Origin of the sequence: Leptolinea tardivitalis (genome assembly GCF_001050275.1) — a bacterium.
Taxonomy (GTDB): Bacteria; Chloroflexota; Anaerolineae; order Anaerolineales; family Anaerolineaceae; genus Leptolinea; species Leptolinea tardivitalis.
In genome coordinates this window covers 82,141-105,127 of the sequence record NZ_BBYA01000015.1, presented here as the reverse complement: position 1 = coordinate 105,127, position 22,987 = coordinate 82,141, and the positions used below count along the sequence as shown (strand labels likewise).

Annotated in this window: 16 protein-coding genes; 7 read left to right on the top strand and 9 right to left on the bottom strand. The window is 44.5% G+C overall.

Going from position 1 to position 22,987, the window contains the following annotated elements; genetic code table 11:
• From LTAR_RS16655 to LTAR_RS16645, 3 genes are all read right to left on the bottom strand, one after another.
• Window positions 1–876 (bottom strand): AlkZ-related protein, encoded by an 876-nt coding sequence (locus LTAR_RS16655; RefSeq protein WP_062423441.1) that lies wholly within the window; start codon window positions 874–876, stop codon window positions 1–3.
• Between the two features lie 5 nt (window positions 877–881).
• Complete coding sequence (locus tag LTAR_RS16650) at window positions 882–2,039, bottom strand: thiolase domain-containing protein (RefSeq protein WP_062423440.1); 1,158 nt, start codon at window positions 2,037–2,039, stop codon at window positions 882–884.
• A 125-nt stretch (window positions 2,040–2,164) separates the two neighbouring features.
• On the bottom strand, window positions 2,165–2,530 hold the full coding sequence (locus LTAR_RS16645; protein ID WP_062423439.1) for a phage holin family protein: 366 nt from the start codon (window positions 2,528–2,530) through the stop codon (window positions 2,165–2,167).
• A gap of 177 nt (window positions 2,531–2,707) precedes the next feature.
• Between LTAR_RS16645 and LTAR_RS16640 the strand changes: the two genes are divergently transcribed.
• A complete protein-coding gene (locus LTAR_RS16640) occupies window positions 2,708–4,186 on the top strand; it encodes an alpha-amylase family glycosyl hydrolase (protein WP_062423438.1) in 1,479 nt (492 codons plus the stop codon).
• A complete protein-coding gene (locus tag LTAR_RS16635; protein WP_062423437.1) occupies window positions 4,187–4,825 on the top strand; it encodes a cyclase family protein in 639 nt (212 codons plus the stop codon). It abuts the gene before it with no gap.
• On the opposite strand, the gene fabL is transcribed toward LTAR_RS16635, so the two are convergent.
• Complete coding sequence (gene fabL, locus LTAR_RS16630) at window positions 4,822–5,601, bottom strand: enoyl-[acyl-carrier-protein] reductase FabL (protein ID WP_201776019.1); 780 nt, start codon at window positions 5,599–5,601, stop codon at window positions 4,822–4,824. The two genes, LTAR_RS16635 and fabL, sit on opposite strands and share 4 nt — an antisense overlap.
• A gap of 162 nt (window positions 5,602–5,763) precedes the next feature.
• Here fabL and trxB point away from each other — a divergent pair, with 162 nt between their 5' ends.
• Window positions 5,764–6,702 (top strand): thioredoxin-disulfide reductase, encoded by a 939-nt coding sequence (gene trxB, locus LTAR_RS16625; RefSeq protein WP_201776018.1) that lies wholly within the window; start codon window positions 5,764–5,766, stop codon window positions 6,700–6,702.
• 38 nt (window positions 6,703–6,740) lie between these two features.
• Here trxB and LTAR_RS16620 read toward each other — a convergent pair whose 3' ends face one another.
• A complete protein-coding gene (locus LTAR_RS16620; protein ID WP_139044617.1) occupies window positions 6,741–7,895 on the bottom strand; it encodes a LysM peptidoglycan-binding domain-containing protein in 1,155 nt (384 codons plus the stop codon).
• Between the two features lie 112 nt (window positions 7,896–8,007).
• On the opposite strand from LTAR_RS16620, the gene hemW reads away from it, so the two are divergent.
• Window positions 8,008–9,192 (top strand): radical SAM family heme chaperone HemW, encoded by a 1,185-nt coding sequence (hemW, locus tag LTAR_RS16615; protein WP_062423435.1) that lies wholly within the window; start codon window positions 8,008–8,010, stop codon window positions 9,190–9,192.
• Window positions 9,193–9,194: 2 nt separating this feature from the next.
• Here the strand turns inward: hemW and LTAR_RS16610 are convergent, their stop codons facing one another.
• Window positions 9,195–10,238, bottom strand: a complete 1,044-nt coding sequence (locus tag LTAR_RS16610) for a L,D-transpeptidase (RefSeq protein ID WP_062423434.1) — start codon at window positions 10,236–10,238, stop codon at window positions 9,195–9,197.
• Between the two features lie 96 nt (window positions 10,239–10,334).
• On the opposite strand from LTAR_RS16610, the gene LTAR_RS16605 reads away from it, so the two are divergent.
• Window positions 10,335–11,135, top strand: a complete 801-nt coding sequence (locus LTAR_RS16605) for a glycoside hydrolase family 25 protein (protein WP_062423433.1) — start codon at window positions 10,335–10,337, stop codon at window positions 11,133–11,135.
• An 80-nt stretch (window positions 11,136–11,215) separates the two neighbouring features.
• Window positions 11,216–11,830: a hypothetical protein gene (locus tag LTAR_RS16600; protein ID WP_062423432.1), complete on the top strand. Its 615-nt coding sequence runs from the start codon at window positions 11,216–11,218 to the stop codon at window positions 11,828–11,830.
• Here LTAR_RS16600 and LTAR_RS16595 read toward each other — a convergent pair.
• The gene (locus tag LTAR_RS16595) at window positions 11,823–12,230 is read right to left on the bottom strand and encodes a bacteriohemerythrin (protein WP_062423431.1); all 408 of its coding nucleotides are present in this window, start codon (window positions 12,228–12,230) and stop codon (window positions 11,823–11,825) included. The two genes, LTAR_RS16600 and LTAR_RS16595, sit on opposite strands and share 8 nt — an antisense overlap.
• Before the next feature lie 82 nt (window positions 12,231–12,312).
• On the bottom strand, window positions 12,313–13,503 hold the full coding sequence (locus tag LTAR_RS16590; protein WP_062423430.1) for a putative hexosyltransferase: 1,191 nt from the start codon (window positions 13,501–13,503) through the stop codon (window positions 12,313–12,315).
• Window positions 13,504–13,630: 127 nt separating this feature from the next.
• Here LTAR_RS16590 and LTAR_RS16585 point away from each other — a divergent pair, with 127 nt between their 5' ends.
• A complete protein-coding gene (locus LTAR_RS16585; RefSeq protein ID WP_139044616.1) occupies window positions 13,631–14,464 on the top strand; it encodes a hypothetical protein in 834 nt (277 codons plus the stop codon).
• 181 nt (window positions 14,465–14,645) lie between these two features.
• Here the strand turns inward: LTAR_RS16585 and LTAR_RS16580 are convergent, their stop codons facing one another.
• Entirely contained in the window at window positions 14,646–22,943 is an 8,298-nt protein-coding gene (locus LTAR_RS16580) for a carboxypeptidase regulatory-like domain-containing protein (RefSeq protein ID WP_081420048.1), read from the bottom strand.
• Between the last annotated feature and the right edge of the window lie 44 nt (window positions 22,944–22,987).

The window sequence follows — 22,987 nt, the reverse complement described above, 5'->3', positions numbered from 1 at the left end:
TTATTGTGAATTGATAGTATTAATCAGATTGGGAAGACACAGGCCGCTGCCTTTTTCGCCAGACATCCCTACATAATTCAGGACGAATTTTTCTTCTACCAACATATCGATGGTCGATTGCAGAGCCTGTGTATCCCAATGGAAGAGTTTCCGCATCTCTCCCATTTGACAGGCTCCTACAGAGAGCAGATAGGTCTTTAAAATCTTCACCCTGGCTGTCTTTTCAGTAATGATTCGGGAAGAATTGATGGCATTCTGAAAATGCCGATGAAAAAGATCATAGACAAACGAATAGTGCCAGGCGCCGTTTGTACTGATTCCCACAGGAACCAATCGGAAAGCAGTTTGTAAAACCTCAAGGGCTTTATTGAAGCGGCTTTCAGAACCGGTGCCAGAAAGATGGGCAGCTTTTCGCAGGGCAATTGAATCCAGAGCGCCTTCCTTAAGCAACGCCTCGTAAACATTCTTTGCTTCAAGGGGAAGTGTGCCATTTCTGTAATCTTCCAGGTAATCTTCTTCTGGTTCCCCGTAATTCGGTGAAAGGGCATAGAAAAAGGGGAGCATTTCCAGTGAAATCATACAATTCTTACGAGCCAGTACACGTCCGTAATACCATTTCCCTTTTCCCAGCAGTGAATCCTTCCAATCCCAGGTGATATGACCGGGATCGTCATGATCATCCGGCACCGGGCGGTTCCCTGCGGCTGCCACCCACAGACTGGGTAACGATATGCCATTAATGGGCCAGAAAAAAATAAAGCCACGTTGATTCACAAATTGAACAGCTTCCTCCCGGGTATGTATCCGGGAGGAAGGAGGACTGTTGTAGGTTTTTTCTCGATATGCTTCCAGCAAACCTTTATTCAATTCAGCCATACAATTTATTCTGATTTGAAGATATGTGTGATGATATTCGATCCACTTCCACCGATATTTTGTGACATACCATATACCGGACGTTCCACCTGGGTTTCACCAGCTTCTCCGCGCAACTGTTGAACAACTTCCACGATCTGGTACATACCAGTTGCACCTACCGGGTGCCCACGGGCTTTAAGACCACCCCTTGTGGAAATTGGAATTCGTCCTTTGGGGCAGATTTGCTCTTCAATCGCTGCGCGTGGGCCCTGTCCGGGCTCAGCAAAGCCGCATGCTTCCAATGAAAGGGCAGCCATAATGGTGAATGCATCATGCAATTCAAACACACCTATATCGTTAGGGGAAATTCCCGCTTGATTGTATGCCTGTTTGACAGATTTTTCTGCTGCTGATAACCAGATCGGGTTTTTCCGGGAATGGGCTGCAATTGTATCTGTGGCTGCTGTAGAGGCAACAACTTTAACCAATTTTTGTCCGGCCTGTTTTCTTATATTATCAAGAGGAATCAAAACAGCGGCTGCGGCACCATCTCCCATGGGAGAGGCATCTAACAGGTTGATGGGTTCTGCGATCATAGGAGCTTTCTGATATCCGGCTTTGTTGATCGGCTCCTGGAATCGGGCAAACGGGTTATGGGCACCGTTGGCATGAGCGTTGATGGAAAACCCGGCAAAGTCGTCTTTTGACCAGTGATATTCATGTAGATATCGCTGCATAATGAGTGCATTAATCGCTACAAAAGATAACCCCATATCGGCTTCCCAATCGGCATCTGCCGCTGTAGCAAGTTGGGTGGTGATCTCTCCACCAGGTGAATCTGTCATTTTTTCCACACCCACGGCAATGGCTGAGTCAACAGATCCTGATGCCACCGCCATTAAGGCCGATCGAAAAGCCGCCGCACCTGAACTACAGGCAGCTTCAATATGGTAGCCTTCGGTATAACGCATTCCAACCCAATCAGCGATGTAACTTCCAAGATGCTGCTGTCGGTTGGCAGAGCCTGACATCATATTTCCAACATAGAGACTCTCAGCCTGTTCAAGACCGCATTCCTGTAACGCCAGAAGGACTGCCTCACCGGCAATTTCACGGAGCGATTTATCCCAATGCTCTTCCACTCTAGTCTGACCGATACCGATCACTGCGACTTCACGCATGTCATCCTCGTATCAAGATTAATTTGAGACAATTATACGGTTTACCTGTGTCAGAAGCTATCAGAATGAATTTAAAAAGAAAATCCACCGGTTATTTCAGACCGGTGGATTTTCGGAATTCGTTTTCAGTCTTTCTTTCGATCGAAAAGGATGGATAGGAAGAAGCTGACAATACTGATAACCAACGCTCCGATAATGGCTGCCCAAAAGTTTTCGAGGGTGAAATCAATACCGAATGTTGTCGCAATATTGCTGGTGAGATACAGCATCAAAGCATTGGCGATAAATGTGAACAGGCCGAGTGTAACAACATAAAATGCACACGTCAGGAAGGAAAAAAGCGGTTTAATGATGGCATTCACCAGTCCGAAAATCAGCGCAAGAATGAGCAGACTGTCAATTCCTCCGTTGAAATAAATACCCGGTACGATCAAGATGGTAACGGCCAGGGCAATGGCATTAATTAGAAGGCGCACAATAAAAGATTTCATTTCTCCTCCGAATGATTCAACGTTCGCTGGGTTCTTTTTTCCAAATTTATACTCATGATTGTATACGCAAAAATAAGAAATAAGTTGCGGTGTATGGCGTGTTTGTCAATCCAATGGATATTGTATATAGTAGTACTAAGGAATTATTCCAGGGTTAACCGACAGGATGTCAACATTATGGGAAGTGGGAAACTAATACTGGCAGAGATAAATACCTGGGTCTGGATGGATGACCTGGAAAAGAAATATCAAAAAAAGCTCACACTGGATCAAATTCCAGAGAACGAAATTGATGATTTTGTTTCATTGGGGTTTAATGCTGTCTGGCTTATTGGTGTATGGACACGCAGTCCTTTGGGACGGAAAATAAGTCAGGAAAATACAGGTCTCTACGAGGATTATAGTCATTCGCTTCCTGATTGGAAAATGGAAGATTTACCAGGATCTCCCTACTGTATTAAGGATTACTGTGTAGATCCTCACTTCGGGGGAGATGATGCGTTGGCTGTTTTTCGAAAACAACTTCAAAATCACGGTATAAAACTTTTTCTGGATTTTGTCCCTAACCATGTTGCTCAAGACCATGATTGGATTGCCCACCATCCGGATTATTTTATTGCGGGTGATGAATTGGAATTACTTCAATACCCAAGAGAGTACTTTCAAAGTTCTACTGGGATCTTCTGCAAAGGACGGGATCCATTTTTCCCTCCCTGGCAGGACGTGGCTCAATTGAATGCTTTTTCTCGCGGATATCGAATGGAATCAATCCACGTATTGGAACATATATGTGAAATGTGTGACGGCATTCGCTGTGACATGGCCATGTTGATGCTAAATCGAGTTTTTACTTATACATGGCAGACGCGGGCTGGCGCAAACCCTGAAACAGAGTACTGGGAAGAGGTTATCACTGCTATTCGGAAGACCCATCCTGATACGGTTTTCATCGCCGAAGCTTACTGGGATCTGGAATGGGACCTTCTGCAATTGGGTTTTGATTTTTGTTACGACAAACGGCTTTATGATCGTTTACTTCATGAATCTGCTGGTTCCATCCGTCAGCATATTCAAGCTGATGTGAGTTTTCAAAACCATTTATTGCGCTTCATTGAAAATCATGATGAAAATAGAATTCTTTCCCAAATGTTACCCTCTCAAATGAAAGCTGCTTCAGTATTGGCTTCCACATTGCCCGGCGGTTTAATGTTATATGAAGGTCAATGGGAAGGGCGGAAAATTAAGAACCATGTATTACTGGGACGACGACAGGTTGAACCTGCCAATACAGAAGTCCTGCTTTTCTTTAAGAAACTCAATTCATTTGTCAGGCAGCTCCCTGAAAATGGCCAATGGGAGTTGTGCAATGTAAATGGCTGGTATGATAACCAATCCTGTCAAAATTTAATAGCCTATCATTGGAATCTTGCGACTGTTCATTTATTGATTGTGGTAAATTATTGTCCAATGCCGTCGCAGGGTCGGATCATTATCCCATGGTCTGTGAATAATGATGACAATGTGGAATTCGAAGATCTGTTTGGTATTGAACCGTTTACCCGGCAAGGAAGCGAACTCGCTACCGAAGGATTATTTGTCAATTTAGCCGGGTGGGGATTTCATATATTAACTGTGCAAAAAGGGAAGGAGAAATAAATGAAATTTTGGGATATATCTGTTCCCATTCGAAAAGAGATGCCTGTTTGGCCAGGCGATCCAAAAGTGGTGATTGAACGGATCAGTAAAATAGAGGAAGGCGCCAACGCCAATGTGTCACGGCTTGATGCTGGTTGCCATACGGGAACTCATGTGGATGCTCCGTTCCACTTTTTACCCGGCGCACCCACAATTGAATCCCTGCCATTAGACTCCCTTATTGGTCCCGCTCAGGTTGTTCGTATTCCTGATGATATTTCTATTATCTCCCGAGAAATTGTTCTATCATGTGGAATTCAATCTGGTGCGGAACGAGTACTTTTCAAAACGTATAATTCTGCCTTCTGGTCCAAATATAAATCCCAATTTCGGACTGAATTTGCCGGTATTGATGAAGCAGGAGCACAAGAACTCGTGGCAATGGGTGTCAAATTGGTTGGGATGGACTACCTTTCAGTTTCACCTTTTCGTAAGAGCCGACCAACCCATGAGGTTTTTCTCAAATCTTCGGTTGTGTTATTGGAGGGATTGGATTTATCAGACGTTGCCCCTGGTAGTTATCAACTGGTATGTTTACCTTTGAAGATAGAAGGATCTGACGGCGCGCCAGCTCGAGCTGTATTAACCCGGGAAGACTAACGAGGTGCCACCAAAGTATATCCACCATCGACAGTGATCACCTGGCCGCATATCATTGCAGATGATGGGGAACAAAGGAAGGCGACCACATCTGCCACATCTTCCGGCGTGACCAGTCTCCCGCAGGGAGTATTGGCTATCAATCTGTCGGGTAAATCAGGATCACTCATTGCCGAAAAATGTTGAAGAGCTTCGGTTAAGACTAAACCTGGTGAAACGGCATTAACATGAATATGATCTGCTGCCAATTCAACGGCCAGGTATCTTGTAATGGCTTCAAGCGAAGCTTTGCTGGCTCCAACCGAGATGTAATCGGGAAGAACCCTTATGGAACCAGGGCTGGATATAGCAACCATCCATCCTTCTCCGTTTTCTTTCATAAGCGGAACAGCCTTTTGCGCACAATACAAAAAAGCACGGGAATTTACGTTCTGGGTATATTCCCATCCGGGTTCTTTTTGTTCCATTGCTGGACGATTAAAACCGGTGGCGGCATTGCTGACAAAGATATCTAATTTGCCAAATTCGGCCTCGATTTCTTCAAAGAGATGATTAATGTTTTCCACTTTTCCCACATTTGCACGAATAACTATCGCCCTTCTTCCCAGGTCTCTGATCTCATCGGCAGTTTGTTCTGCCGGTTTCTGATTTCGGGCATAATTTACAATAATATCCGCCCCATCACGAGCCAGACGAAGAGCAATAGCCCGGCCAATACCCCGACCTGAGCCTGTCACCAGAGCGGTTCTTCCAGATAAAGTAGGATTTTCCATCATATAAAACACCTTTTACGAATTTTTGGTTTGGGGCATTTTAGCAGTATCGATTATGGTAGCATTTTAATTATTTCCCATTTTGCCTGTGTTTATTTGTAACCGGGATACAAAAGATTCATCAAAATGCTATTATAGAAAAACACTGAAATATCAGGAGAAGATATGGAATCTACAAACATGGCAAATTCAAAACATGAAAAGTTGATAATACTGGGTTCAGGACCTGCTGGTTTAGCTGCCGCCTTGTATGCAGCCCGCGCTGAGCTTTCACCTCTTGTGATCAGTGGAATTGAACCAGGTGGACAGGCTTCTACGACAAACATCATCGAAAATTACCCTGGATTTCCTGATGGGGTAGGTGGAGCCGAGTTGGGTGAATTGTTCCAGAAACAGGCAGAGAAGTTTGGCGCCCGGATTGAGTTTGCCACTGCAACAAAAGTAGATCTCTCACATCATCCATTTTTGATTAAAACAGATTCTGGAGAGTACCGAACAGAAAGTCTGATTATTGCCACGGGAGCCAGTCCGGTACATTTGAACATTCCCGGCGAAAAAGAATTAACCGGGAAAGGTGTATCGTATTGTGCTACCTGTGATGGGTGGTTCTTCAAAGGGAAAAATGTCGCGGTTGTTGGAGGAGGGGATAGTGCTCTGGAAGAAGCATTGTTTTTGACTCGGTTTGCATCATCTGTAAAAATCATCCATAGACGGGATGCTCTTCGTGCAGGCGCTATTCTTCAAAAACGCGCGAAAGAGAACCCGGCAATTTCTTTTGTATGGAATAGCGTGGTCGAGGAAATTAAAGGGGATGGAAAAGTTTCAGAATTAATTTTACGGAATACAATCTCCAGAGAAATTTCCAAAATAGCCGTAGACGGGATTTTTATATTTATCGGACATACACCCAATACTCAATTATTCGAAGGGCAGCTGGATATGGACGAGAAAGGATTTATTCGCTGCAACCAATTCATGGAAACGAGTATTCCGGGAGTATTTGCCGCCGGTGAAGCGGCTGATTCACATTTCAGGCAGGTCATTACATCAGCCGGGATGGGAGCTGCAGCAGCGATACAGGTTACACATTATCTTGAGCGATAAAATAACAAAAAAGAGCGGGCAACCCGCTCTTTTGCTGTTTATTGTTGAACCGGAATTGGTGTGGTTTCTGGTACGCCGCCCCACCATGTAAAGACACGTTCATAACTCGATGCACCGGCATTTTCCCAGATTGGATTTCCGTCTTTGGTCGTTCCTGTCTGCCTTGCCACAGTGATGGACCAACGAATTACATGGGGTGTATTTCCAGCAGGTCGGAAGGTAACCGGAACGATATATTTAGTATCCGTTGAATAATCCACCAGTTTGCGACCTGCACCGTCTGTAACATCAATGACAGTAACTTTGTAGGTTTCATTCTGACGGAGTTCTCCGATGGAAGCCCATTGAAGAGTGACAGTTTCATTCTGGATGGTAAAAGACGTTCCGTCTGCCGGTAATAATAGATTCGGGCTGCCATAAGGTGGTGGAGCTGTAGGTGTCGGGGTGGGACCGGCGGTTGGCAGTCTTTCGCATAGTGGAATATTCAAGGTCTGACCCTGATATACCGTATCACTGGTCAAACCATTAAATGTCTTAATCGAATCCATGCTCACACGGTAAGCATTGGCAATACCACTGAGGGTGTCATTTTCTCCCACGGTGTAACTGACTTTTTCGCAGGCTTGTTCAGTGGAGTCAGCTTCGCTCAAGGTGGCAGAGGGCAATGGTGAAGCTGTGGGTGTAGGTTGTGGCACAAGTAGTTTTTGACCGATATATAAACTGCCACAATCGGCAGGAAGGTTATTCAGCGTAATAACTGAATTGATAGAGACTTTGAAAACGGCTGCAATAATGCTGCAATTATCGCCGGATTTTACGGTGTATTCCACTGGTGGTAAGGGAGTGAATGATGGCAGCGGTGTTGGAGTTTCACTCGGCAGTGGAGTCGAAGTAATAGTCGGTGTTAAACTGGCAGTTGGAGTCACCGTAGGCTGGGTTACCCGGCCGGTACCACTCAGAACGGAATAGATCACCACACCGCCAAGAGCCAGAAGAAGTATGATAACCCCAATGGCAACAGGTAATGATAGGTGAATTTCAGGTAAGCGAGATCCTTGAATTGGTCGATTCGCCGATTTCGAGTCCGTAGGGACAAGGTTGCGTCCGCAAACCTGACAGCGAGTGGCATTTTCACCAATTTTTGAACCGCAGGTTGGGCAAATACGTGAGGTGGATGTAGATTGTGGGTTCATTTTCAATATAGTCCGGGGGAATTGCCCGGAAACTCGGATTATACCATAGGCAGTTTGGTCATTCTGAAAAAGACCGTTTTCCGCATTATTGAGGTATTGATACAATTCACTGATGGATTCAAGCCTCTATATTCATATTCCTTTCTGTAAACGCCGGTGTGGATATTGCGATTTTGTCACTTTTGCCGGTTTTGAGCGAATGATCCCTGAATACATTCGAGCGATTGAGAAACAGATTAATCTGGTCGGTGAGGGAAATCAGATTAAGACGCTTTATTTTGGCGGAGGAACACCTTCGTTGATTTCCCCAAATGTATATAAAGATGTCTTTACCTGCATCAGGAATAATTTTTTTCTTTTGCCTGAGGCGGAAATAACACTTGAGGCAAATCCGGGTACAATTGACTGGCATTCACTGGATGAGTATCGGAAATTGGGATTCAATCGGATCAGTTTCGGCATGCAATCGGCGATTAAAAATGAGCTTGATCTTTTGGATAGAGCACACACTCCACAAGAGTTGAACTCGGCAGTCAGTCTGGCAAGAGATGCTGGTTTTGCGAATATCAACCTTGACCTCATTTTTGGTTTACCTGGTCAGAAACTTTCGGATTGGAAGTTTTCTCTTGAAAAGGCACTGGAACTCGACCCTGAACATCTTTCTTTATACAGTCTTATTATTGAGGAAAACACTCCACTGGCTTTAAAGATATCGCAGGGAACCATCCAGGAACCTGACGATGATCTGGCTGCAGAAGAATACGAGTGGAGCTGCGCATTCCTCGAAAAGGCTGGTTACCGGCATTATGAAATATCGAATTGGGCAAAATCATCTCAAACGAATGATTTTCGCTGCAAACATAATCTGCAATACTGGCATTTACTCCCATATTATGGTCTTGGCTGTGGTGCAGTTGGATTTCTCCCCAGGGATTCGTGCAGAATGTCGACAACATCGTCCATTCTTATGGAAAATGCGAAATGGATAGGTCGGTATATAAAGAGTATCAACCTGGCTTGTGAGAGTCGAGAGGTTTTTCCTTTTATTCAAACAGTTGATCGATCTTATGAAATATCAACCTTCATGTTTATGGGATTTCGCCTACTGGAAGAGGGCATAAACCCGGTGGATTTCTTCCAGAGATTCGGCGTTCCTCTCGACGAAATCGTAGGTGAAAAGATTAAACAACTTTTATCCAGTAATTTGGTAGAAATATCACCAGAAGGCCATTATCGGCTAACCCGTCAGGCCTGGCTGGTGGCCAATAGAGTTTTCAGAGAATTTGTAGACGAATGATGTTATTTAACAATGACTCGAGTACCGCGGCCCAGTTTTTCGATGGCGTTGGCTGGCGTTATCGGAGTCGTCCAACGGAACAACCATTTGGCTTCTTCTGTCCGTAAATTAACACAACCGTGACTCATGGGAGTTCCCCAATTGGTATGCCAGTATGTTCCGTGTGTAGCCACACCGGTCTTCGGTTCAAAGAAACAGCACCAGGGTACACCGGGCAAAATATACGCATCCAGATCGTAAAGCAATTCCCCGCTGCCCATGTGTTTTGAAGCCATTTTTACCTGGATATTAAATTCCCCGGTTGGTGTGTTTGTAGAGACTTTCCCATCTTCATATACATGTGAATCTGGCAATCCGGAGGATATTTTAGTATTCAATACGACTTTATCACCTTCGTAGGCTGTCAACATCTGACGGGATAAAGAAATCTCAATACGCTTTAATTCGGGATTTACATCAGGTGAGATTGGGGTTAATTCCTCGTCTGGGATTGGACGCAGGTGTTCGGCGGGAATGTGGTAATCCATATCAATCAATTCATCATTGACACGATACCATGAACTCCCATCTGGACCCGGTTCAATACCGGTTATCCAATGAGTGGAACCATAATACAGGCGATACAACGTACGCCATCCGGTCAATTTATTATTAATAGATGCTTCCGTGAATGGAACAGAGACCTCGGCCAGTTGGCGTGGTTGGGGCACAGTTTCAAGGACGGGATTTAAACTGATACGTACAGTCTGTAGATGTGCACTGTGAACATATCCCCGCCATACACGATACCAAACCGGGTTATATTCAGGGCCGTCATCAGAAATCACAGTCTCATATATATTCAACAATTCATCACGGAAACGCTGATAGATAATCTGGCTTTTATCTGAAGGCCGGCTGTAAATTGAAACAGATTTGATAGCAACCCGGGCTATTTCACCCCCATCAAGGTCTTCAACTGGTCCAAAATACGGTCGGAAAGCCAGACTACCCAAACCAAGAGCAGTCAATTTAAGGAAGTCGCGGCGAGATAATTTCTTTGTCATTTCGGTATTATACCAAGCGTGTCCGATTATTTAACTAATTTTGTGGCACAGCTTTTGCAACAGGTTGTATAGCTTATTCTCTAGGGAGTCTGTTGGATGATACTTGGCATAGATGTAAGCCGTTGGCAATCGAAAGTTGATTGGGCCTTATTGAAGTCAAACGGAGTGGAATTTGTTTTTATTAAAGCCACTCAGGGAAACTATATGACTGACCAGATGATGGTCAAGCATGTTGAAGGTGCCAACAAGGCAGGGATGATTATCGGTTTGTACCATTGGTGCGATCCGACTGTGGATGCAGTTGCACAGGCTGAATATTTCTTGAATGCCGTCTCAGGTTTACCTTACAAGATGATATCGGCAGACGTTGAACAACAGTGGGGTGATTGGAAAGAATGGAGCAACGGAAGGGTTACTAAGATAGTATCTCCTTCTGTAATCAGCCAGAACGCCAAGACCATTCTTGAGACCTGGGCGAAACGGACAAAAATCCCCTTGATCGTATATTCACGAGCTTCATTTATTAATACGTATGCCAAGCCTGCTCAGAGTTGGCTTCCAAAATATCCCTTATGGATGGCGCATTATCCCTATAACTCTACGACGGTACGTACAACCTGGCAAAATTTCTCTTCAACGTATAAACCATCTATTGCAGGTCCGGCGCTCCCATCCGGTTCGTCCAAATGGACATTCTGGCAATTCACCGGAGATAAATTTATCTTACCTGGATGCGAATCCCTGTTGGATATCAATTATTTTAACGGTGATCTCATTGATTTACAAAAATTTGCTGGAGTGACACCGGGTTCGACAACCCCTTCAACAACATTGACCGTTGAAGAACGTCTGGCCAGACTCGAAGCCCAGGCAAAAGCCCATGGCTGGACTCTTTAAACTATTCCCAGAGCGAAGAGATTTCTGTTATTTGAGAACAGACCAGGTTGAACTGGTCTGTTCTTGTTTAGTGATCTTTTATGGGAATCTTGGTTGATGTACGGTATAAATTACCCATGGACTATAGAAGCCGATCTTTCGAAGAGGTTTATCCGATACATCTGGTTCGATATATATTGGCTGGCCTTTTCTTCCTGATTCTGTCCATCCAGGTCATTTTCCCAAAATTATCAATTCCGCTGATCAGGTTGCTGGTTTCAGCCGTCTCGATGGTTGACTTCATTGCTCATGAAATGGGACATGTGATCTTCAGTTTCATGGGTGAATTTATTGGTGTCCTTGGTGGAACACTGGGGCAATTATTCCTGCCTACAGTATGTTTGCTCCTCACAGTCAGAAGGAGACAATGGTTTGCCTGTGGGATATTCATGTTTTGGATTGGTCAGAGCCTGAATCAGATTAGTACATATATCATGGATGCTCGAACCCAACAATTAAAATTATTTTCACCCGGTTTACTTCTTGGAGGCGGGAACCCTATACACGATTGGCACTATTTGCTCGATAAAACCGGCCTTCTCTGGGCAGATAACGCCATGGGATGGATGGTTAATCTGGCCGGATTCAGCTTCCTCATTGGGGCAATCTTGTTGATGTTCTACCGGGCAGCATCTACCTCACCGAAGATTAATTGATACCTTTGTCATTCAAATATTTCATATATTTTTTATCTTCTCCCGAGATGTGGTTAATCAACCAATCTCGGAGGAAATCACGCACTTTGAGACTGATTGCCAGGTTCTTCGAGGATACATCTTTTTGAAATTCATCCAGTTTGGTAATAAATTCTTTATGCCGGTTTTCCTGAATGAGAAGCATAGGGTAATTGTTTTCTTTCAGTAATTTCTCTTCTGCTGTGAAATGATATTTTGTGTAATCGGATAAACCAGATAAAACTGACCCAATTTCAGAACTACCTTTGCCTTCTTTCATGGCATCATGTAGCTGGTTGATCATGCCAATCAACTTCTTATGCTGATCGTCCATTGTTTTTACACCGACAGAATAGGATTCATTCCAATCAATATATGCCATTTCATCCTCCTTAATATTCATAAAGCCAACCAATAAGATAATTATTACACAATTGGATTAAAAAGTTTATAAAGCCAACAAGCTAAACAATCCAGTAATAGTTTACCCAACCTGCGAAATAGATTATTTGAAGAGTAAAAAAGATGGCTCGCAAAAAATCATAACCTGATTGATTATGAATTTTCTCCGCAAGAAAGATAAAAACCGGGATGACTATCAACAGATACCGCGATGTGGAGACTAATAAGCCGCTGGCAATGGGCATAACACTGAGTGCCAATGAGAGCAGACCGATGGATTTGACCGGCCATTTCACAAAAATAAGAATACTAATGAGAATAAAGACAATGGAAAACATCAGGTCAATTTTGTAGACATCCAGCCAGGGCGCCGAAAGGTTCTCCCACAGGCTGGTAAGTATTGTTGTATTAGCACGACCCCAGGCAGTCATGGCGACAAATGGTGCCAGGGGTTCGCCTGTCAACCTGTATAGATAATAAAGATGGGCAAGTAGACCTATGGGAGAGAGAAGAAGCCAGCCTATATTTACATCAATTTTCCTTATATTCCATTTTTTCTTTTCAAGATAGAGAAAGAAGAGTATCCCCCAGACAACCAATCCTTGAGATCGTGTCAATAGGATGAAGAATGCGCTGAGAGAAGCCCATTTCCATTTGTCCTTGAGGGCAAAGGTAAGGGTGAGAATCAACAAAAAAAGAAAAAGACTTTCTGTATAAAAACAGGAAAAAATAAAACCGGTGGGAAAAACAAACAAGAGACCAATGGATCTTGAAGCAACTAATTCTGAAAAATCAAGCACTTCTAGTATGAATTTATAGAGAAGAACTGCTGCTGCGAGGAAAAAAAGATTGGAGAGGATGACCCCAAAAGCGACATAAAATCCATCAGGTAATGAAAACCCAATCCAGCCCAGACTTTTTACAAGATATGGATAAAGAGGGAAAAAAGCGATATTACTGTATACAGTGTGGATATCACTGGAAGGTGCATACCCACGAGTAATGATGGAAAAATATTCGCCTGAATCCCAACGACTAAATATATCTACCGGGAAGAAATGTGTTAGATAAAACCCTCGGCTTGCATATTTCGCATAGGTAGGATTGGGAAGATAGTTACCGGTTGCATAATAGCCAACCAGAAGCCAACAAAGGCGGGTGGCTACAAAGGGAATGATAATGACTTTCCAGACCCAATCGAATGATTGATGCCTGAAGAATGAAAGTAGATGAACCTTATTGGATGACGACATTTTCTACAATTCTACAGGGAAAGTTTGAGTTCTGGCAACTTTCAACGATAAGCGAGGGTAGCTTTATCTCCAATATGGATTATTCAGTGAGTAATGTGGTAAAAATGCAGGTACATGGCAAGTGAAATTGAATAATACATCACGAGGAATAATGAAGAAGCGAGTCATCCTGGCTATTATTGGTGTGTTGCTTTTGGGATTAAATATCACAGGGCTTTTTACATCCTTGAGGAATCCTGAAATATATCATGAGACAAGTACACCATTTAGAAATGATATTACGCTTTCAGAAAAGCAAGTGTATGAAATATTAGATTCGGATTGTTCGAATAGAGCAGATTTTATAAAAAAAGCAGTTTACGCAATTAATCAAGGTATTGCTCATTACTGGGAAAATGACGGAATTGATAGATATAACTTGCGTATTCCGATTCAGGAAAACTATATTCTGAACCTTAGTTCCTTCATTCTCCCCAGTAAATTTCAAAAATATGAATATCTAGACTATCATCGCGCCATTGAACGCGGTGTCGGATTATGTTCAGAACATGCCATAATACTCGCTGGAGCTCTGTACGATCGCGGCATTGACACAAAAATTATCGGTTTGGACGGTCATGTTGTGGCGACAGCCGAGGTTAACGAAAAGAGTAATATCTGGTGGGTGGTGGATCCTGATTATGGTGTGATCATTCCATACGATATTAAGACAATTGAAGAAAATCCTACTATTGTCAAAAAGTATTATTTGGACAATGGGTATGATGAAAAGACAGGTGACCTGATGGTCCGTCTTTATGGCAAGGAAGGGAATAGAGTCTCAAACGGATATGGAGTTGGCGATTATTCCATTTTGAGTCATTATTTTGAGACAGCTTCGTATATTATGATCTGGGTAATACCTTTGTTATTTTTATTGCCATTGTTATTAACGTTGTTTGGTCGGTTATTGAAGGTATGAAATTGAATTGCACAGGGTTTTATATTTACTGATTGCGGATCTCTAATAATACTTGTTTTGAAGCTGTTGCTCTAATCTCATTTTAAAAATGGAAGATAATAATAAGTCATAATTTGAATGTAAAGACAGGCCAGAATCAGATGCATTCTAGCCTGTCTTTGTATATTGAGAAAAACTTGTTTTATCCTGGTATTGTGAAACTTCTTACAGCACTCCAGGTTCCCCAATTGCCTGCTTCATCCGCTGCTCTTACCCTCCAGTAATACTTACCAGCCTGTATAAATTTTCCAAGTAAATGACTGGTGGAAGATTCGAATGAGGTGTAATCAATGGGAGCGGTAAAAGTGGATTGAGAGTCAATTTGAATCAGGTACCCTATGGAACCTGCAGACGCATTCCATTGGAATATTGGATTAATAGAAATCGTGCCTTCAGCAGGACTAAGCAGTATGGGGGCTGGGGGTGGTTCTAAATCGACCTGGATCATTCTGGATGTGCTCCAGGCACCCCAATTGCCTGCATGATCAATGGCTCTGATTTGCCAGTAATACGTTCCTGATGCCATTTTCGGTGCTGTAAAAGTGTTCCCCGTGAGTGTGGGTGAGGTAAAAACAGGTGAACTAAAATTAGCATCGTTGTCGTATCTGAATTGATACCCGACGGCTGTATCGACTGACAACCAGGCAAATGTTGGTGTGGTATTCATTGTTGATAGTCCATCAACAGGACTATAAAGAACAGGCGCAGCTGGTGGATTAAGATCAATGATTATGTCCCAAACATCGCTCCATTCACCCCAATTGCCGGAAATATCTCTGGCACGTACGTGCCAGTAAATCTCGCCAGCAGGAAGTGAGGTAGTAGGGATGAAAGAAGTAGTTGTCAATTCACCCGAGGTGTAAATCGGAACGAAAGGTGAATTATCGGTTGAGAATTCAATCTGATACTTAACACCAGTTGGGGTTGTTTTCCAAGTAAAAGTTGGTTTTGTATTGTTGGTCAGTATGTCGCTAACAGGCGAGGTAAGTGACGGAGCATCTGGCCCCTTGGTATCCAGGGTGAAAGTGCGGGCAGGCGACCAAGGACCGGCTTCGTTGAAGGCATTCACCGCTCTTACCCGCCAGAACCAGCCGCCATCTGGAGAGAGACCGGGGGGAGTGTAAGATAAAGCGGTCAGGCCGGTTTCGGAGAGGTAATCAGTGGAGGCAAAAGAGGTGTCGGTGTCGATTTCAATGTCATAGGTAGCGGCATTGGTTACAGCGGCCCAGGAGAAAGTGGGGGCATTGATCAAAACGTTCACGGCAGGCAATTTGAGAGCCGGGGCGGCCGTGATCAACGGTGGTTTGAGCTGGAAGTGCCATTCAGGGCTCCAACCGCTCCAATTGCCGGCAGCGTCGCGAGCCTGAACACGCCAGGTATAGTGATCCATCACCACCATGCTGGCGGGCTTATAGCTTGTGGTGGTCAGCGGGGTACCGGAGACACCTTCCCCTGGCGTGGTGAAGGTGGTGCTTTTATCGACATCCGTCAACTGGAACTGATAGGCGGTGGCGCCTGTGACGGTTCCCCAGGTAAAGGTGGGAACAACCCTTACTGGAGAAAGGTCATCTGTCGGGGAAATAAGTACAGGTACAGTCGGAGGGGTGGTATCCAGGGTGAAAGTGCGGGCAGGCGACCAAGGACCGGCTTCATTGAAGGCATTCACCGCTCTTACCCGCCAGAACCAGCCGCCATCTGGAGAGAGACCGGGGGGCGTGTAGGTTAAAGCGGTCAGCCCGGTTTCGGAGAGGTAATTAGTGGAGGCAAAGGAGGTGGCGGTGTCGATTTCAATGTCATAGGTAGCGGCATTGGTTACAGCGGCCCAGGAGAAGGTGGGGGCATTGATCAAAACGTTCACGGCAGGCAATTTGAGAGCCGGGGCGGCCGTGATCAACGGTGGTTTGAGCTGGAAGTGCCATTCAGGGCTCCAACCGCTCCAATTGCCGGCAGCGTCGCGAGCCTGAACACGCCAGGTATAGTGATCCATCACCACCATGCTGGCGGGCTTATAGCTTGTGGTGGTCAGCGGGGTACCGGAGACACCTTCTCCTGGCGTGGTGAAGGTGGTGCTTTTATCGACATTCGTCAACTGGAACTGATAGGCGGTGGCGCCTGTGACGGTTCCCCAGGTAAAGGTGGGAACAACCCTTACTGGAGAAAGGTCATCTGTCGGGGAAATGAGTACAGGTACAGTCGGAGCGGTGGTATCCAGGATGAATGAGCGGGCAGGCGACCACGGACCGGCTTCGTTGAAGGCATTCACCGCTCTTACCCGCCAGAACCAGCCGCCATCTGGAGAGAGACCGGAGGGAGTGTAGGTTAAAGCGGTCAGCCCGGTTTCGGAGAGGTAATCAGTGGAGGCAAAGGAGGTGGCGGTGTCGATTTCGATGTCATAGGTAGCGGCATTGGTTACAGCGGCCCAGGAGAAGGTGGGGGCATTGATCAAAACGTTCACGGCAGGCAATTTGAGAGCCGGGGCGGCCGTGATCAACGGTGGTTTGAGCTGGAAGTGCCATTCAGGGCTCCAACCGCTCCAATTGCCGGCAGCGTCGCGAGCCTGAACACGCCAGGTATAGTGATCCATCACCACCATGCTGGCGGGCTTATAGCTTGTGGTGGTCAGCGGGGTACCGGAGACACCTTCTCCTGGCGTGGTGAAGGTGGTGCTTTTATCGACATTCGTCAACTGGAACTGATAGGCGGTGGCGCCTGTGACGGTTCCCCAGGTAAAGGTGGGAACAACCCTTACTGGAGAAAGGTCATCTGTCGGATAAGTAAGAATTGGTATTTTGGGTGATTGGATTGTTATGCTTCTGCCAGTACTCCAGGGACTTGAATTACCATATATATCAACTGCCTTTACATGCCAGTAATAATTACCAGCTTTCATCAGCGGCGGAGTAATACTGGTTGTCGTAAGCACTCCTGAGGAAAAAGTTGGGCTACTGAAATCAGTATCATCATCATATTCAAATCTATATGAACTTGCTCCAACTAAGGAAGACCATGAAAATGTAGGCGTACCGAATATACTTGCTCCATTGGCAGGAAGATTCAACTCTGGTTTCGCAAGGGTAATATAAACAATCCAGACCGGGCTGAATGAGCTCTTATTACCTGCAAGATCAGTCGCTCTAACACGCCAGTAATACTTTCCAGGCGATAAAGAAGCAGGGGTAAATGTATGTTCATGCTGGGTAATTGAGATTATTGGTGAGCTAAAGTCAGCATTTTTAGCAAGCATAAAATTGTATCTTTGACTTCCAACATCATTCCACGAGAAGACCGGAGGTGAGGAAAATGATTTTCCGCTTAATGGGCTGATTTGAACAGGAGTATCAGGCGCAGTGGTATCCAATTTCATTTTGAAATCTACACCTGTTTTGATAGGTGAACTTTCTGTCAGTGTAAATTCTTCGACACCGGCAATAGTATCGCTGAATGGATAGAATTGTGTACTGTAAGCTTCACTTCCTCCTTCGCACCAATTTTCCACTCGGGATGTGATTGCCATCAGTGGTTTATTAAATGGAATGCTGAAGAAACTGTAATTTCCATGTTCATCTGAACAGTTGAAAGAGCTACCTGCGTCATTACCCCAATCAATTTCAACGGCCATGTTTGGTAATGGAGTTATCCCATCTTCTGCATATACGGTACCAGAAACGGTTCCAGCAGGATACAAGGATAAATCAATCCCCGATGTAGTATTTCCTGCAGTAACGACCACTCTAGTGGCATCACCCCAGAGATCTGTGTTATTGTACAATGCCCAAGCCCAATGGTCTTTATAAACGAAGACACGATAATCCCCCGCTGGCATATTTGGGGCTATATAGACACCATTTTCATCGGTGGTGAAACAACCTCTTTCTATTTTATAATTATCAAAATCTTGTATACAGACATCAATGCCAGCTTGAGGTGTGTTATCACTGGCCTGGCGGACTGTACCGGTGATCGTTCCACTGGAACTCATTACCAAATTTATGCCATTGATAACCTGTCCCTGGGACGTTAATTTCAATGTTGTGGCATTTTGTGTGTTATTTGCATTTTGCCAATATTCTGGAGTGTAGCCATCGGTGGAATGGGAGCACCAGTTCTGAATACCCACAGGAGCCGCTACTACATAGACGTCGGTATTGAGACGGATAATACCGGATGCGAATTCTCCAGTTTCGTTGGTACACTGAAAATCGCCAACGCCAAAATTGGCATCTCCGATCCAGACCGGGAAATTCGATAAGGGAGAAACTCCATCGCTATTAAGTACTTTACCGGAAATCGTTCCACCTGGTGGAAGAATAAAATTGATACCGGTGAGTTTTTGGCCAGGTGTTATGGTTATTGGGTCGGCATCTTGCCAACTGGGGGAATTGTTATAGTGATATAGCGCATAGCCATCATGCGCAACAATTACGTCATACGTTCCCGGTGGGATGGCTCCTTTGGAGTATTTTCCATCAGATCCAGTTTGACTCCAATTTTCAAGAAATGTATGCGATCCATGAAGCCGTAAACCTACCCAGGCATTGGCAAGTGGATTCCCTGATGTATCAAAAACATATCCACTGATTACGCCGGCTGTGTCAAGAGAAAAGTTGATATTTTCGGCGAGAGGATTTCCGTCATTTAGCGTTATGGTACTGGCATCTTGTCGTGTACTTGCGTTTTCCCAGAATTGAGCAGAGTATTTACTTACAACTCCTCCCTGGCAGCTATTTAGACCAAGTCCAACAGAAACTTGAACGGGTGTATCAAAAGGCACCCATTTGATGGAATATTCGCCATTCTGGTCAGTACAAACTCCATTTGAAAAAGAGCCATCTGAAATATCGACGTTCATGTTTGGAAGAGGATTATCCTGTTTATCGGTGACTATCCCTTGAATGGTTCCCCCGTTAACCAGTTCAAAATTAATACCTTCTGTTGTTGATCCGTTAACAACGGTTACTCTGGTTGCGTTATCCCAAATCAGTGTTTGGTTGTAAAACTGGAATCCGTAGTTATCTTTGTAAATATAAACGCGATAATCACCGCTTGCCAACCTTGGAGATATATAATTTCCAGCTTTGTCCGTTGTTGCACAATAAACCCATTCTTGTGTGTCGTAATTATCAATGCAAACTGAAGTGTCTGGAAGAGGATCCCCGCTTGCAAGTGATGTTACTTTCCCTGAAATCAGGCCACCAGATGACAAACCGAAATTGATGTTTTCGTATAACATCTTTTGGGTTGTTATTGTCAATGTTGTCGCACTACCCCAGGATGCTGAATTATTCCAATACAATCGACTATATGGAGGAATAAAACCATTGCAATAATTGCCATCAGGAACAGCTACCACTCGCCAAGCTGTATTCCCCTCGACACCTGTAAACTGATAATTACCATTGGAATCTGTGCAGGTGTCTATGAATCTGTTATCTGTTGTCAGGGCGACTTTTATGTTTGCCAGATTCGCACTTGTATTCTTATCAAATACATGCCCTTTAATAACTCCACCCTGTTTAAGTTTGAAATTAATATTATTGGCAGGTGTGGATCCATCCAATCGGATCACCGTAGCAGAATCAAAGGTATCGGCATATTTCCAGAATTGTTGTGCATACGTTTTTTGTGTGTTATCTCCACAAAAGTTTCCCCAATCTATTACACCTGCACGTATGCGAATATCAGTACCTGTTGGAATATACCGATCAAAAGAATAATTGCCCTGAGAATCTGTGCAAACACCGGAACCACCATCAGGTGTTTCGGCCACAACCACTACATTTGGGAGTCGTGTAGTCCCGTTGGCAGCAAAAACTGTCCCGGAGATTGTTCCACCATTTACCAGAGCAAAATCGATATTGTTGGTGGTGTTGCCATCAGATACCGAGACACGTGCAGCATTTCCCCAATTGGTTGTATGGTCATAAAACTGCCATCCCCAGCCAGAGGAATAGATTTTTACTCGATAATCTGAAGCAGATAAAATATCTGAAGTATAGTTGCCGGTATTATCTGTATTGACACATCCGCCAAAGGTTCCATTGTCGTACGTTTCAAAACAGACATTTGCTCCGGAAATTGGATTTCCATTACTGGCAGTGGTAACCCTGCCACTGATATGCCCACCCACGCGCATGGTGAAATTAATGTCGGTGAGTGTTGGGGAAGAGGCGGTCAACTCTAGTTCAGTGGCTTCATTCCACTCATTTGTATTATTCCAGAACAGCTCCGGATATTCGCTAGGCGCACCATCTTTGCACCAATTGGTACTTTCTACAGGGGCGACACGCAGCTTGAATTTTTTATTCAATGGGACAGAACGATATTCGTAATGTCCATCCGGGTAGCTACAGGCCCAGAACCCCAATCCATCACCATCAAGGGTGACGTTCATGTCATGGATTGGGGTGATACCATCTGGTCCATAAATCATTCCAATGACTGTTCCTCCGGGTTGCAGAGAAAAATTGATTCCGGTTTTTGTGGCACCTGATGTAACTTTAACACGAGCGGCGGAGTTCCAATCTGTCGTGTTGTTATAGTATTGAAGTGCATATCCCGGTTGGTCAATTCTTACCCGATAATCCCCGGGATCAAGCGGGTCTGATAAATACACACCATTCAAATTTGTATAAAAACAATTGCCCGAAGACGAATTATCATACGTTTCAATGTATGCACAAACATCAGAAACTGGTAAACCTGTTGCGGCAGAGGTTACAGTTCCGGTGATTTTTCCAGCTGTTGCCAGATAAAAATTAACGCCAGTTTTTCCCTGCTCGGCGGATGTTACAGAAATGCTTGCTGCTTTTTGTTCAGAATCTGTGTGATCCCAATATTGTGCGGAATACACTTTGGAATTATTGTCGCAATTGTTTTTCCCTCTCGCAGCGAACACCTGGAATTTACTATCGAACGGTACTCCGGTGAAGGAATAATTTCCATCGGAATCGGTGCAGGTATTCATCACACCTTTTGTTCCACCAGCATCGAGGCTCACATTGATTTTAGCCAGCCGTGTTGACCCATCTTCGGTGAATACTGTGCCGGTTACAGTTGCCCCGAGTGATAAAGAGAAATCAATCCCCGAAGTTGTTCCACCAGACCCAACCGATACCCGTTTAGCTTCTGACCGGATAAATGTATGGTTATAGTATTGCAACGCATAGCCGGTTTCATTGACGAAAACCCGATAGTCACCTGTTGGCAAATTGGGCGCTGTATAGACTCCCTGATTATCTGTTTTGAAACAGCCTTTATCTTCATCTGAATCGTATGACCGGATGCAGACGGATGTGAGAATAGGAGAATTGTCATCACGTTTGGTAACTTTGCCGGTGATATTTCCAACAGGGCAAATTCCTGTACGTGACAAAGAAGATATGGTTCCTAGCCAGTTCTGAAAATCTGAGGTACCCGGTTCGCATAGCTGTGTATTCGAATAATCAAACTGAGATAGAGTCATCAGATGGATTAATGATTCCGGAAGACTACCATTTAACGATGTAGAACGAACTGAAAGAGCGGTTAGTTTTGTCAGATTTCCGATCTCATCTGGAATGCCTTCGGTAATATTGTTGTCAGATAAATTCAATAATTTCAAATTAGTCAGGTTCCCCAGGCCAGCCGGGATGGATCCGGTGAGATGATTATTCGCCAGGTCTATGGATTCGAGACTGGTAAGGCCGGTCAAAGATAATGGAATAGTGCCATTAATCTGGTTGTTTTCCATCAACAATTGATGGAGGTTTGTCAGATTGGAGAGACTATCCGGCAAGTTCCCAACCAGGTTGTTCCCCGAGAAACGTTCACCGGTATCGATGCCGTTGAAATTAAGCCCGGTCACATGCCCGACCGAGCAACTTACACCATACCAGGAGCAGGGTTCATTTGTCTGTTTCCAGTTTGTGTTCACCGTCCATGAAGAACCGGATGTGCTATCAAAGAGGTCAACCAGCGCCTGGCATTCGGCCGTGGGTATTTCTGATACACCATCACAATTTATAAAGGGCGGCACCGAAGGAGTTTCTGTCATCACTGCTGTAGCGGTAGCCGTGAATTCGACTGTTGAAGTGGGCGTAGGAGATTGATCGGTTAGAGTTGCAACCGGGGTTTCAAGGATAGGCGTTGTCGTGGGAATCTCGATATCCTGAGTCGGAGTAGGAATTTCAGGGATATCCGTTGGAGGAACATCAATTGTATTTGTCGGAATGATCACTACTGTAGTTGGGGATGGAATTTCCGGTAGTTCGGTGGGAGGCAATGGAACTTCTGTTGGTTCCTCAGCTGATGGAACAACTGTTTCCTGCGATACCGGATGTTCATTTGAGAGACGGTCACTCACCTGGGCGTTTACCGGCATCACTCCCATCGGATTGACATTTGACAATAGAAAACTGAGCACAATAACCAAAGTAATTGCGCGAAACGCTGGTTTATTCATAATTCCCCTTTCGATTATCCAACCCTACAATTTTTACCTGATCA